Source organism: Paenibacillus sp. FSL H3-0469 (genome assembly GCF_038051945.1).
In the GTDB taxonomy this organism is placed as follows: Bacteria; Bacillota; Bacilli; order Paenibacillales; family Paenibacillaceae; genus Paenibacillus_AQ.
The window spans coordinates 4,979,342-4,993,108 of sequence record NZ_CP150302.1 but is presented as its reverse complement, the minus strand read 5'-3'; the positions used below and the strand labels follow the sequence as shown (position 1 = coordinate 4,993,108).

At 54.5% G+C, this 13,767-nt stretch carries 12 protein-coding genes; 4 read left to right on the top strand and 8 right to left on the bottom strand.

Going from position 1 to position 13,767, the window contains the following annotated elements:
• Positions 1-179: 179 nt before the first annotated feature.
• The 3 genes from NSS83_RS22030 to NSS83_RS22020 all read left to right on the top strand — a co-directional run bounded on the left by NSS83_RS22030 (position 180) and on the right by NSS83_RS22020 (position 2,357).
• Positions 180-440, top strand: coding sequence for a GlsB/YeaQ/YmgE family stress response membrane protein (locus NSS83_RS22030; RefSeq protein WP_341182861.1), 261 nt, complete (start codon positions 180-182; stop codon positions 438-440).
• Positions 441-609: 169 nt separating this feature from the next.
• A complete protein-coding gene (locus tag NSS83_RS22025) occupies positions 610-1,116 on the top strand; it encodes a cytochrome c biogenesis protein CcdC (protein ID WP_036702077.1) in 507 nt (168 codons plus the stop codon).
• 278 nt (positions 1,117-1,394) lie between these two features.
• Positions 1,395-2,357 (top strand): L-lactate dehydrogenase, encoded by a 963-nt coding sequence (locus NSS83_RS22020; protein WP_341182862.1) that lies wholly within the window; start codon positions 1,395-1,397, stop codon positions 2,355-2,357.
• 91 nt (positions 2,358-2,448) lie between these two features.
• Here NSS83_RS22020 and NSS83_RS22015 read toward each other — a convergent pair whose 3' ends face one another.
• Both NSS83_RS22015 and NSS83_RS22010 read right to left on the bottom strand, forming a co-directional pair.
• Positions 2,449-4,476, bottom strand: a complete 2,028-nt coding sequence (locus NSS83_RS22015) for a methyl-accepting chemotaxis protein (RefSeq protein ID WP_341346470.1) — start codon at positions 4,474-4,476, stop codon at positions 2,449-2,451.
• Between the two features lie 182 nt (positions 4,477-4,658).
• Complete coding sequence (locus NSS83_RS22010; protein ID WP_341346469.1) at positions 4,659-6,986, bottom strand: heavy metal translocating P-type ATPase; 2,328 nt, start codon at positions 6,984-6,986, stop codon at positions 4,659-4,661.
• 214 nt (positions 6,987-7,200) lie between these two features.
• On the opposite strand from NSS83_RS22010, the gene NSS83_RS22005 reads away from it, so the two are divergent.
• Positions 7,201-8,250: a cation diffusion facilitator family transporter gene (locus tag NSS83_RS22005; protein WP_341346468.1), complete on the top strand. Its 1,050-nt coding sequence runs from the start codon at positions 7,201-7,203 to the stop codon at positions 8,248-8,250.
• A 369-nt stretch (positions 8,251-8,619) separates the two neighbouring features.
• Here NSS83_RS22005 and NSS83_RS22000 read toward each other — a convergent pair whose 3' ends face one another.
• The 6 genes from NSS83_RS22000 to NSS83_RS21975 all read right to left on the bottom strand — a co-directional run bounded on the left by NSS83_RS22000 (position 8,620) and on the right by NSS83_RS21975 (position 13,730).
• Complete coding sequence (locus tag NSS83_RS22000) at positions 8,620-8,985, bottom strand: metalloregulator ArsR/SmtB family transcription factor (RefSeq protein ID WP_036732785.1); 366 nt, start codon at positions 8,983-8,985, stop codon at positions 8,620-8,622.
• 209 nt (positions 8,986-9,194) lie between these two features.
• Entirely contained in the window at positions 9,195-9,932 is a 738-nt protein-coding gene (locus NSS83_RS21995; protein ID WP_341182865.1) for an ABC transporter permease, read from the bottom strand.
• 2 nt (positions 9,933-9,934) lie between these two features.
• Positions 9,935-10,651, bottom strand: coding sequence for an ABC transporter permease (locus tag NSS83_RS21990; RefSeq protein WP_341182866.1), 717 nt, complete (start codon positions 10,649-10,651; stop codon positions 9,935-9,937).
• Positions 10,648-11,559: an ABC transporter ATP-binding protein gene (locus tag NSS83_RS21985; protein ID WP_341182867.1), complete on the bottom strand. Its 912-nt coding sequence runs from the start codon at positions 11,557-11,559 to the stop codon at positions 10,648-10,650. The genes NSS83_RS21990 and NSS83_RS21985 overlap by 4 nt, the downstream gene beginning before the upstream one ends.
• Before the next feature lie 81 nt (positions 11,560-11,640).
• Positions 11,641-13,059: a histidine kinase dimerization/phospho-acceptor domain-containing protein gene (locus NSS83_RS21980; RefSeq protein WP_341346467.1), complete on the bottom strand. Its 1,419-nt coding sequence runs from the start codon at positions 13,057-13,059 to the stop codon at positions 11,641-11,643.
• Positions 13,056-13,730, bottom strand: a complete 675-nt coding sequence (locus NSS83_RS21975) for a response regulator transcription factor (RefSeq protein WP_341185155.1) — start codon at positions 13,728-13,730, stop codon at positions 13,056-13,058. The genes NSS83_RS21980 and NSS83_RS21975 overlap by 4 nt, the downstream gene beginning before the upstream one ends.
• Positions 13,731-13,767: the final 37 nt, after the last annotated feature.

Sequence of the window (13,767 nt, the reverse complement as noted above, 5' to 3'; positions counted from 1 at the left end):
TTAATTCACTATAACATCTTTATGTACCCGCAACCTTATCAGGGTTAAACAGCATAAAATTGGACAGACTGGAATACTAAATAAATGTGTGCCGGCAAAATTTAACACTGGTTTAAACGCTGAGCATGAGGTTAATAGTAACCATCGAAGACAACAAACACAAAAGGAGCTGAAAGTAAATGAGTTTACTATGGATGTTGATTGTTGGTGGCGTAATTGGTTGGCTGGCCGGGTTGATTATGGGTCGGGACATTCCGGGCGGAGTTATTGGCAACATTATCGCTGGTATTCTCGGTTCATGGCTGGGCGGCATGCTGCTGGGAAGCTGGGGACCTAAGGTCAGCGACTACTATGTCTTCCCTTCATTGATCGGTGCCGTGGTTCTGATCTTTATCGTAAGCCTGATTCTGCGTTCGGTTGGCGGACGTAGCCGTTCTTAAGCTCTATGGCAGCATTCTTTGATGAAGCTGCTGAACTATACTTAGCAAGCAGACCCGCCGGGGGTTAGATCCCAGGCGGGTTTGCTGTGTGTATCTCATTCTGAAATCCGTTCATTATCTGCTATAATGAAGACAATAGTGACCGAAATCACAGAGAGGACAGTGAATTATGGGTAACATCAACCCCTCACTTCTGCATGTGGGCTCCACGCTGGGGGCCGTATTCATGGCGCTGATGGTGATTTTCATCCGCATGAAGGCCAGTGCCCGCCCGGTAACCATCCGCAAAATATGGATTCCGCCGCTTGGCATGTCCACCGGCTTCGCCATGTTCGTAGTACCGGAAGTGCGCTTCCCCTGGTGGTGGGCGGCCGCGGCTTTCCTGGTCGGCTGGTTTATTTTTGCCTATCCGCTAATCCGCAGTACGCGGTTCGAAGAACGTGAAGGGCTGATCTATGCCCAGCGCTCCAAGAGCTTCGCGTTCATTCTGCTTGGACTGCTGCTGGTCCGCACCCTGCTCCATGAGTTCATCAACCGGTATGTATCCGTTCCGCAGTCCGGCGGATTATTCTTCATTCTGGCCTTCGGCATGATCCTCCACTGGAGACTGTTCATGTATAAGCACTATACCGGAATGTTGCCTGCCGAGCCGCAGATTCCGCAGCCCCGGGTCTAGGCGCGAAGAGGGTTAAGACATTGATTTCATGTAAAAAAAAGGGGGGGTGTCCCCGGCAGCCTTAGGGATGACTGCCGGGGACACCCTTTCCTTCTGCCTTCCCAAATGCCCATCAGCTGCATATTATAGTTCATAAGAACCCTGATACTCTTACCTTCCATGTGAATTGTGGCTAAATAACGGACGGGGGCAGCGGGCATTTTCGGTGCTATGTCAGGTAACTTGCGATGAGATCGGTTAGAATAGTACCATACTTGTAGAGAGTGGGGACGGGGCAATTGAAAAGTAAATCGAGAAAAGTAGCAATCGTCGGCTCCGGCATGGTCGGCTCAAGCGTTGCCTATTCCATGGTGAATCAAGCCGTATGCGATGAGATCATGATGATCGACCGCACCTACGACCGCGCCATGGCACAAGCGCTTGATCTCTCGCACTGCATGGACTTCACCGGAACACGCACCAAGGTCTATGCCGGCACCGCAAGCGACTGTGCGGGGATGGATGTCGTCATTCTGACGGCAGGCGCCAATCCCAAGCCGGGGCAGACCCGGCTGGATGTACTGGATGCCGCTGCTGCAATTACCCGGGAGATCATCACCGAGATTATGGCAGGCGGCTTCGATGGTATCTTCGTCGTCGCTGCGAACCCTGTAGATATTGTGACTTATATGGTCTGGCAGGTCTCCGGCCTGCCGCGGCACCGGGTGATCGGCACAGGCACCTCCATTGACTCTTCCCGGCTGAAGACACTGCTGTCGGAGGTGTTCACGATCGATCCGCGCAGCGTCAACGGTTACGCCCTTGGCGAGCACGGAGAGTCGCAGTTTGTGGCCTGGTCCCATGTAACCATCGGCGGCAAGCCGATTCTGCAGATTATGGAGCAGCACCGCGAGCGCTTCAGCAGCCTGGACCTCGAGGATATCGCCCGCAAGACGAAGGATGCCGGCTGGGAGATTTTTACACGCAAGGGCTCAACTCACTTCGGAATCGGCAGCGCGCTCGCCTATATCACCCGCTCCATTCTGAATGACGAGCACAAAATCATCGCCGTCTCCGCCATCCTGGACGGGGAATACGGACAAAGCGGCGTATGTGCCGGAGTGCCGGCCATTATTAGCAGCAACGGCATTCAGGAACTATTGGAGCTGAATCTCAGCGATACGGAGATGGCCAAATTCACCGCCTCCTGCAGCATCATCCGCGCGGGAATTGATAGCCTCACGCTGGAGGAGCAGCACTAAGCTTAACAGCACAGCCTATACAGCAAACACCCCTCTGCTTCACACAGTAACCTGTGCGGCTGAGGGGTGTTTGCGATAATTTTAACCGATATTATTGAAACTTCTCGATCTCGCTCCGCAATTCGCTCATTAACTGGTTGAGGGATTCGGCTGAGGTGACGACCTGGCCCATCAGATTCCGCTGCTCGGTAGAAGCCTCCGCCACCATCTCGGCGCTCTCGGCAGAATCTCTGGCAATAATCAGCATATCGGAGATAGAGGCTGTAATCTCCTCTGTCCCGGCGGACATCTGCTCATTAACGGCAGAAACGTCCTGGATCTGAACCGATACCTCACGGATGGACGAACGGATATGGTCGAAGGAGGTGCCTACGTTCTGCATTTTCCCCATCCCGTCTCCGATCTCAGCAATGCTCTTCTCCATAGAGACCTCGGCCGCTCTGGTCGATTCCTGAATCTGACGGATCAGCTCCACAATGTTCACAATGGCACTGTTCGTGCGCTCCGCCAGCTTCTTCACTTCATTCGCCACCACGCCGAACCCGCGCCCGTGCTCGCCTGCTCTCGCCGCTTCAATCGACGCATTGAGGGATAACAGCCCCGTCTGATTGGAGATTTCCGAGATTACATCAACAATCTGCCCAATCTGTTCGGATTGTCCGCTCAGATTGCTGATCAGAGCCGAAGTCTCCTCCGCAGCGCCGCTAATGACAGTCATCTGCTTAAGCGTGGATTGAATCTCCACATAGCCATTCTCGACCTCGGTGCTGACCGTCTCTGCCTGGTCGGACACATTGACGGAGGATTCCGCAATCCGCTGCAGCCCGATCGCCATCTCCTCCGTAGCTCTGGCCGCCTGCTCCGAGCCCTTGAACTGCTCTCTCATTCCCTGAGCGACTTCCTGGACGACAGTCTCAATCTCCGCTGACGTATTCGAGGTCTGACTGGCGTAATTCAGTACGCTTTCTGCCGAGACAGCAACCTGCGCTACAGTGGCATCGATTTTGCCTACAATGCCGGACAATGATCCGATCATATCATTAATGCTCTGGCTCATCTGGCCGATCTCATCACCCGAGCGCACGGTCACCCGCTCGCTGAGATGGCCGTCCGCTACTTTCTTCATCACCCCGGAGATCGCCACAATCGGCTTCACAATCAGACGGGTCAGATACAAGGCCAAGGCAATGACCGCCAGTATGATGATTACAATGAACAATATGGATATCCGCTGGGCTGAGGTGACTTTGGCGGTAATCTCGCTTTTGGGAACCGTAATCAGCAGCTTCCAGTCTGTGCCCGGGACGGTACGGAAATAGGTAATCACCTGTTTGCCGTCCTCTCCCTTATAGGCCTCCGAGCCTGCTTCCTTGCCGAGAATATGCTCTACAGCCTGCTTCATCTCTGTTGTCTTCGCGTAATCTGCGATATTCTTGCCGATCCGCTCGGTCTCGGAGTAGGCGTAATAATCCCCCTTGCCCGAGATTACGTATCCGTAGCCGGTATCGCCCACGTGGATATTTTTGCCCATTTCCATCAGAATGTCCGGTGTCACCGAGAAGGCGATACCGCCGCCAAACTGCTTGTCCTTGTCCACAACCGGAACGAATACCGGGATAATATATTTGCTGAGCTGTTCCAGATAAGACATCTCCGCTACCGCCGGAGCAAGACTCTCCTTCGCCTGCAGGAAATATGCCGATTGCCCTACATCCGCCGTAAGCTTAAGGGAATTGGCCAGAATGCCTTGCTTGTTAATGACGCTGTAGCCTTCAGACTGAGTATCGCTCTCTTCGAGTACCTTGACCACAGGAAAAATAGTATCCGGTCTTGCGGTATCGAATTCAGGATGCTGCGCAATCAGCTCCTGAACCGCAGACGTCCGCGTATCCAGCCACTCTACGATCCGTGTGGTATTCATCTCCAGAATATTCTGGGCGAGCTCTTCACTGTCGTCTCTGGTTACACCCCCGAAGTACTGCATGAAAAAAATCGTGACACCAAGCAGAGGTACAATAGCAATTGCCAAAATAACAAGCGAATACTTGCTTTGCAGAGATAATGATTTTCCATTCTTTGCATTCATTTTCAATTTTGACCGTACACTTGCCTCATTCACCGCAAAATCCCCCTAGAAACCCATTGTGGTCTTCCATATGCTGTAAATATATATTGATATATCGGCATAAATAGACAAAAAGCATAATACATGCAATAAAAATAAGCCTTAAGACCCAAAAATTAGGATCATTAAGGCTTATACTTTTCATAATTATTTCATTATCGATTCCTATCACAAGATTATACCGGCTTCGGCGGCTGTAAGGCGCGCATACTGTTCAGTACAGCGAGTACAGTGACTCCGACATCTGAGAATACGGCCTCCCACATGGTGGCAATCCCGAATGCTCCCAGCAGCAGGAAGACCGCTTTGACTCCCAGCGCAAAAGCAATGTTCTGCCAGACAATGGTCCGCGTCCGCTTGGCGATGCCGATGGCTGAGGCGATTTTGGAAGGCTCATCCGTCATAATTACAATATCCGCAGCCTCGATGGCCGCATCCGAGCCAAGTCCGCCCATGGCGATTCCGACATCCGCTCTGGCCAGCACCGGAGTATCATTAATCCCGTCCCCGACAAAAATGATCTTCTCCTTCGGCCCCTTTTCCCGCTCCAGCTGTTCAATCGCCGCGACCTTATCTCCCGGCAGCAGCTCTGCATGGATCTCCTGAATGCCCAGCTGTCTGCCGACAGACTCGGCTACCGGAGCAGCGTCACCAGTCAGCATAACCGTCTTGTGGATTCCCAGTGCATTCAGAGCCTGAATGGCCTTAAGGGAATCGTCTTTCACTTCATCTGCAATGACGAGATAGCCTGCGTAGCGCTTATCTACCGCAATATGAACGATCGTCCCGTACTCCTGCGGGGTTACACTGGCAATCCCTTCACGCTCCATCAGCCGCGCATTCCCGGCCAGCACTGCCTTCCCCTCCACGGTAACGGCGATGCCGTGGCCGGAGATTTCGTTATAGTCGGTAATGGCTTCGCCAGGAATAGCTTCGCCATAGGCTGCACGGATAGATTCCGCAATCGGATGGCTGGAATGGCTCTCTGCATAAGCCGCTACCCGCAGCAGCTCCTGCCTTGTGAAGCCTTCCGCCGGAACATTGCCGGTTACCGTGAACTGGCCTTTGGTCAAGGTTCCTGTCTTATCGAACACAACGATCTTCACATCATTCAAGGCTTCCAGATAGTTGCTGCCCTTCACCAGAATCCCGTTTCTGGACGCGGCCCCAATACCGCCGAAGAACCCGAGGGGAATCGACACGACCAGCGCACAAGGGCAAGAGATAACAAGGAAGACCAGTGCACGGTAGATCCAGTCCGAGAAGGTGGCTCCGCTCAGCACCAGCGGCGGAACCACTGCCAGCAGCAGCGCTGTTATCACTACAACCGGCGTATAGGCACGGGCGAATTTGGTGATGAAGTTCTCTGTCTTCGCTTTGTTATTCGTAGCATTCTGCACCAGCTCCAGAATCTGCGAGACGGCGGATTCGCCGAAGTCCTTAGTCACTTCAATGGTAATCACGCCATTGCGGTTAATGAATCCGCTCAGCACCTGGCTTCCCGGCTGTGTCGAGCGGGGAACCGATTCTCCGGTCAGCGCCGAGGTATCCATCATCGCGCTGCCCTCAAGAATAATCCCGTCCAGCGGAACCTTCTCGCCGGGCTTAACCACGATGCTGTCTCCTACTCTAACCTCTTCGGGGGACACCTTGCGCAGATTATTGCCTTCCTTCAGATAGGCGAACTCCGGCCGGATATCCATGAGCGCTGTAATCGAACGGCGTGAACGGTTCACAGCCATACCCTGGAACAGCTCTCCTACCTGATAGAAGAGCATAACCGCAACGCCTTCAGGATATTCGCCGATAGCGAAGGCACCGATGGTCGCAAGGGCCATCAGGAAGTTCTCATCGAACACCTGGCCTCTTACAATATTCCGGGCAGCGGAGAAGACAACCTCACCGCCGACAATCAGATAGGCTGCCAGGAAAATCAGCAGCTCGGTGATCCCGCTGACCGGCAGGAACATCCCGGCAGCAGCCAGAATGGCACCGCCGCCCAGCCGCATCAGGATGCGGCGCGTATCGCCCTCCCCATGCTCGTGGCTGTGTCCGTGGCCATGGGAATCCTCATGACTGTGGCTGTGCTCAGCAGCATGTGAATGCTTGTGCCCGTCTTCATGGGAATGCCCTTCCCCGTGGGTATGCTCATGACCGTGCGGTTCGCCGTGGTTATGAACATGGCCCTGTCCTTGAACCGCTACGCCGCGCACCTGAGCTGCACCCTCCGCAGACAAGGGCTTCTTAACAGCCCGCGAAGCTTGAACCGCCCGCGGCTTCACATGCGGCTCCAGTTTGGTTACCGTCTGCTCAGCCTGCCCGGCGATCTCATCCGCAGCAGCAGCCGTTGTCTCCAGTGTCATGGTCTTGGTGGCGAAGTTGACGGTGCAGGAGGACACACCTTCAATCTTCTTGACCTTATTCTCGATTTTCATTGCGCAGTTCGCGCAGTCCAGCCCATCCAGTACCCATTTCCGCTTCACATTGTCTTCTACCGTACTCAAATGACTCATCTCCCTTGATCGTCCCTATATATGAGTATTTGTTCATATGTTAACTTACACCTATTATATTCTCCTGAAACATACAGTGTCAATGCATTCAGCCCACAGATTGTGGCAAAATAAAAATAAGAAAAGCTTGTAATTTAATTGCAGACGACATAATATTAACATATGAGCAATCATTCATATGTTAACTGAAAAGAGGTCCTATCTAATGAACAATTCCAAAATGAACAACGTTATACCTTCTGGACAGCATCAGAATGTAACAGCTTCGAACAGCAGTGGATCGGAGCACGCCGGTCATGAGAATGCAGAGCATACGCACAGCGATTCACACGCTCATTCGCACTCTGAAGGGCATTCACATTCCCACTCCCATTCACATTCCCACGCACCGGATAATAAAAAGGGCCTGCTGATCGCCTTAATCATCACCGGCGGCATTATGTTCCTTGAATTCTTCGGCGGCCTGTTCACCGGGAGCCTGGCTCTCTTGTCTGACTCGGGGCATATGCTCAGCGACACCGCGTCCCTTGCCCTTAGTCTTGTGGCAATGATTATCGCGGTGAAGCCGGCATCCGCCAAGAACTCCTACGGCTTCCACCGGTTCGAGATTATGGCAGCCTTGTTCAACGGGGTAACCCTGTTCGTCATTGCCGGATTCATTATGTATGAAGCTTTCCAGCGCTTCTCCGCCCCTCCGGCGGTAGCCAGCGGAACGATGATGCTGATTGCCAGTGTCGGATTGCTGGCCAATCTCGTCAGCGCGTGGTCACTGATGCGCAAAAGCGGGGCTAAAGACAATATCAATATCCGCAGCGCTTACCTGCATGTCATCAGTGATGCTCTCGGCTCCGTCGGCGCGCTGGCGGCTGGCCTGATCATGAACCTGTTCTCCTGGTATGTCGCAGATCCTATCATCAGTGTGCTGGTCGCCCTGCTGATTCTGCGCAGCGCCTGGGGCGTCATCAAGCAGGCCTTCCATATCCTTATGGAAGGAACTCCGCTTAGCGTGAATGCCGAAGAGGTCAAGAAGGCGCTACTACAAATTGAAGGGGTTCAGGATGTGCATGACCTGCATATCTGGACCATCACCTCCGGCCTGGATGCTCTCAGCGGTCATCTGCTGATCAGAGACGGGATGAATACGGAGCAGGTGCTGCAGCAGGCACTTCAATTAGTGGAAGAGAATTTCGGCATCCAGCACTCCACATTGCAAATTGAGAATTCTGCTGTGAAGCATGGCCACCTTCCGGTTTGAGGAAGAGGTGGTATGCAGGTAAGGGAGAATGAGGGAGTCCGAGGGGTTCTGATAGAGTCCGAGGAATTTTGTGGGAGTCCGAGGAACGATTCTGTAGGCCTGCCGATTGTATGCTGTTTTCCACATACATTCGGCCACTTGCCCTCACAACGACCGATTGTATGCTGTTTTCCACATACATTCGGGCCACTTGTCCTCACGACCACCACTTGTATGCTGTTTTCCACATATATTCGAACCACTTGCCCTCACGACCACCAAATGTATGCTGTTTTCCACCTACATTTGGTTTATCGCACATCATAATATAAAAGGGCTGCCCCAAGCCACTACCTGGCGTTGGGACAGCCCTTTTCCTATCAGGACAATCTATTCATGCCGGATATGCTCATGAGTCTGCAGGAAGATCTGCTCCACATGTGCATCGTTCAGCGAATAATATACGGTCTTGCCTTCCTTGCGGCGCTTCACAATCCGCAGGTTCCGCAGATAGCGGAGCTGATGGGAGACTGCCGACTGTCCCATATCCAGTATGGAGGACAAGTCATGCACACATAGCTCCTGCTGGGATAACGCGTAGATCAGCCGAACTCTTGTCGGATCACCCAGTGCCTTGAACATTTCTGCCATCTTATCTGTAATCTCACGGTCCGGCAGAATCAAGGCCATAGATTCCGGTTCCAGTTCGGAACCATTACAGGTGTTGTCGCATTCTTCAAGTGCCGCTGGTTCCATGCTCCCGCCCTCCTCCATATGCTCATCCGGCATCACCGGCGCTTAATAGTATCTTCTACGATTAATTATAGAAAAAATGGCGTCCAATGTCCATGGAGAAGGGAAATGTGCAAAGGAATTCATTCAAACATGCGGCGGTGTATAGCCTTGCGTTCGGGTTCGCTTCGAGCATTCATTTCACGCCAGCCGCATTCCGATACCTGCTAACCTTATACCGCCTTACGCCAAAAGGCTATCAAGCCAGCACCCAGGAACAGAAGCAGGCTCCCCGCCACGACAATCATCAGGCTCTCCAGCGGCAGGTTAAAAGCGCCGAACCGCTCTTCGCCGAAGGGGGACATGGCCAGCATCGGTTGTACCCATGGATAATATGGGCCGTAGGTGGAGGAATTGGCAATCAGTATATTGGGAATGGTGAAGCAAACATTAAGCGCCAGCGGAGCGCCGAAGCTGCTCCAGCCCTGGGATATCGCCAGTTGCAGGGCAGCCAGCGGCAGGCAGGCAAACCAGCCACCGAACAGACTGCTCAGCAGCAGTTCCCAGGGTACTCCACCTTCTGCGCCCCGATACCATCCGACCCCCAGAACCCCTCCAACAAACAGCAGCTGCACCGCACCAAGCAGCGCTATAATCAATACATATTTGGCAAAGTATACAGAAGTCCGCGTCACCGGGAGTGCCAGGAGCTGCTTCCAGCCGCCGTCACTATGCTCATTGCGGCAGATTAAGGCAGCGAAAAGTCCTGAGAGCACCGGAAGAAACAGCAGCGCATGTATCGTTGACATCGTACTCAGTAGAACCTGCCAGGTAATTGTCTGATTTTCCCGCATGTCCGAAAGCGCACCAATCGGGAGGGAGACCAGCGGACTGAGCAGAATCAACAGCCAAGTACGGAATCCGGCTATCTTCAGGCATTCCGCCGAGATCATTCGCAGAAAAGTCCGCATGTTCAGTCCACATCCTTTCGCGCGAAATGTATGGCTCCAGGCAGGATTACCAGGAGTCCAAGCACCAGGCCGGCTCCGCTGAACAGCCAAGGACGCGGATCACTCCAGGCTAATTCCGGCCAGGAGAGCGGGAACCACTGCGTGAAGTACGAGCCGAACGGGCTGACCAGCGACAAGGTCAACCCCACCGATACCGGAAGGGTCTGGTTCCGGCTGGTTAGAGACAGCCACAGCTGGAGTGCAATGACAGGCATGGCCGCAGCATAAGCGGCGAAGCCCATCCGCAGGACATCCGTTAGCGGTATCGGCTGAATACCGAAGCCGAGCAGCAGCCCGAGAATGACTGTTCCCGCCGACAGCAGCAGACAAGACACGATAAGCAGCAGCAGGCAGAGCAGCAGCTTCGCCATGAACACAGCCGTTCTGGAGACAGGCAGCGCCAGAAGCTGCTTCCAGGCGCTGGTCTGATGCTCGACATTCGCAATCAGAGAGAGAATCAGTGTGCCTCCAAGATAGAGGGCAATCGGTACGAAGGGTATAACCTCACTAAGCAGGCCACCCCACAGGTCCTCCCGGTACTGCCCGCGAAGATAGTCATAGCGGAGGCCGAAATTCAGTCCCTGCATGGCGATGAGGCCCAGCGGACCGAGAAAGGCGAGGAACCATATGCCTTTGCCGCGGATCTTAAGCCAATCCGCCGACAGCGCACGCCACATCATAGCTCCCCTCCCCCAACCACCTGCAGGAAGAATTCCTCCAGAGATTGCCTGTGCTCCTCTACCCTGTAGATCGCATGGCCCTCCTCGACCAGCTCCTTGACCAGCAGCGATACTCTCGCATCGCTCATCCGGGGCAGGACCAGCCGGCCCTCCTGCAGCTCGCCGCCGCAGCCTCGCCGCACTGCCGTCATCAGCGCGGTCTCCGGCTCGGATAACGCCAGGCGCAGATGGCCGGCCGCCTGCTGCTGGAGATGGGCAATGGTATCCTGATAGACCATCTGCCCCTCGCGGATAATGCCGACCGTACCGGCCATCTGCTCGATCTCGCTCAGCAGATGGCTGGATACCAATACCGTAATCCCCTGCTCTGCGGGCAGCCGCTTAATCAGGGAGCGGATCTCCTGTATGCCTGACGGGTCCAGCCCGTTGGTCGGCTCATCGAGAATCAGCAGCTCCGGGCTGCCCAGCAGAGCTGCCGCTATCCCCAGCCGCTGCTTCATACCGAGTGAGAAGCCCTTGACCGGCCGCTTCTCCTCCCCGGTAAGCGATACGATCTCCAGCACATCGGCAATGCGCACCTTGGGCACACCCAGAATGCGGCGGATCGCTTCCAGGTTGTCCCAGGCACTCAGATGACCGTAGTAGGACGGTGATTCCACCAGCGAGCCTACCTTACGCAGAATCTGCATCCGGTTCGCACGCAGCTCCTTGCCGAAGATTTCAATGCTGCCGGAGGTCGGCTTGATCAGACCGAGCAGCATGCGGATGGTTGTTGTTTTGCCGGCACCGTTCGGTCCGAGGAACCCGTAGATTTCCCCTTTTGTTATATTGAGATTCAGGTTCTTCACAGCTGCACGGCCGCGGTATTCCTTAAGCAGATTTCTTGTCTCTATCACTGTATCCTTCATTCTTCTCTTCACCTCGGTAACAGCATAACGCCCCAAGGTTAAAAGCACGGAAGCAGCAAGTTTAAATTTCGTTTAAATTGTTCAGGCGCCCCGCTTCCAGATCACAACCTCGGTCCCCTTCGCCGTACTCTCCATGCTCCATTCCAGGTCCATCCGCTTCAGCAGCAGATCGACAATCGACAGGCCCAGGCCTGCTCCTGCGGAGTCAGTGCTCTGCGCAAGGCCGCCGCCGTGATCGGAGATGATAATCACCCGGTTGCCTTCACGGATCTCTGTAAGTATTCCTACATATAACCCGCTGCGTGCATGACGTAAAATGTTCTGGAACAGATTATCCAGCACTCTGCGGAACCAGCTTTCATCGATCTCCCAATACAGCGGCGCAGCCTCCAGATCAATATCAATCCGGTACCCCTCCTTCTCCCACACCGGATACCAGGCGGCGGCGCTCTCCCGCACCAGTCTAAGCACATCCCGGCGTTCCGGGTGCAGCGCAATGCGTCCGCTGTTCAGCAGATTGTAGGACAGCAGGTTCTCAATCAGGATGCCAAGGCTCTCAATCCGCTGATCCATCAGCTCAAGGGAGGATTGGCCGCGCGGTGACAACGGCTCCTTGCCCAGTACATGGAGGTGGCTGCGAATGACGGTAAGCGGAGTCCGCAGATCATGCGACAGATCGGCCACCAGCCGTTTACGCAGCGCCTCTTCTTCCGCCTCTCTGGCACGGCCTGCCTTAAGTTCCGTCACCATGGTATTGAAGGCTTCCTCCAGATGCCCGATCTCATCCGGCTTCCCCGGCGGAACAATCTGCGGCAAGCCCTCCTCACCGGTGAACACCATAGCGGTCTGCAGGCGCAGCAGCCTTCTGCGGATCATGATGAAGAAGAACCAGGAGCTTGTGATGAACAGAAGGAAGAACACCAGCATGGCAATCGTATACCATTTATCCAGTCCTGCAGCAGATTTCGTCTTCGTAATGTCCTCAGGAATCTGCATAACCATGAAGCCCCCGGCGGCCTCTGCCCGGTCTCCTATGAAGGCGACAATCGCCAGCGGCTTCAGCGCCGCGCTGTCCTTCATGAAGGATACCGCTTCAGCGGCGCTCCACTCAGAGGGAACAGCCGGAGCCTCTCCCGTCAAGAGCAGCGGCGGTCCTGAAGGCTCGGTCACCAGCTGTGTTGTGCCCGCAGGATCGACCCAGAATATTCTGGACAACGGATAGGCTTCACTTAAGGCCGACAGCCGCCGGGTAATATCCGCAGGAGACTGGCCAAGGAGCTTGCGGGCTTCCTCATGCCACATCATCTCCAGCTTTTTTATACTGGAATACTGCTCATATTCCTTGGGTGGACTTGTATGAGTGATCCCCCCGAAGATACTGTACACAGCAATCGTCAGCGGAATAACAACGGGCACGAACAGCAGGGCAGCTACAATAATCAGCAGATAACGAAAAAGCAGCGAACGGTGCAGCAGCTGGAAACGCCCGGCCCCTTTCACCCTCTCACCCGGTAGCCGATCCCCCGGACCGTCTCAATAATCTCCGGCGCGGCCGGATCAAGCTCCAGCTTCTCGCGCAGATAACGGATATGTACCATCAGCGTCTTGTCGCCTTCGATATAGCTCTCCCCCCAGACCGCCTCATAGATCTGCTCCTTGGTTAGAATCTGGCCCAGATGCCGCAGCAGATAAGAGAAGATCTGGAACTGCTTGCCGGTAAGCATAATCTCCCGTCCGGTCGCAGCTTCCGTGACCACACTGCTTCCCGGTCTGACAACCAGATGCTTAAGCGTGAGCTGAGCGGGCGAGGCAGCGCCGCTTCTTCTCAGCAGAACCTCGATTCTCGCCGCCAGCTCATCGGGATGAAACGGCTTGGTCATATAGTCATCCGCGAAGTCCAGCCCCTGAAGCTTATCGTCAATGGAGGTGCGCGCCGAGAGCATCAGAACCGGCAGCTCCGGATAGGCCCGCTTCAGCCGCTGGCCGACGGTGAAGCCGTCCAGCCCCGGCAGCATCACATCCAGAATCGCAAGCTGGCAGCCCTCTGCAGCTTCAAGCGCCCCGTCTCCGCTCTCCAGCCAGCGCACTGCATATTCCCGTTCCCTCAGATCAGCCGCCAAGGCACTGCCGATCTCCCGGTCGTCTTCTACGTACAATAGGGTCACACTCACGTTGTTAACCGTCCTTTCTTTCTTCAAATAGCACAAC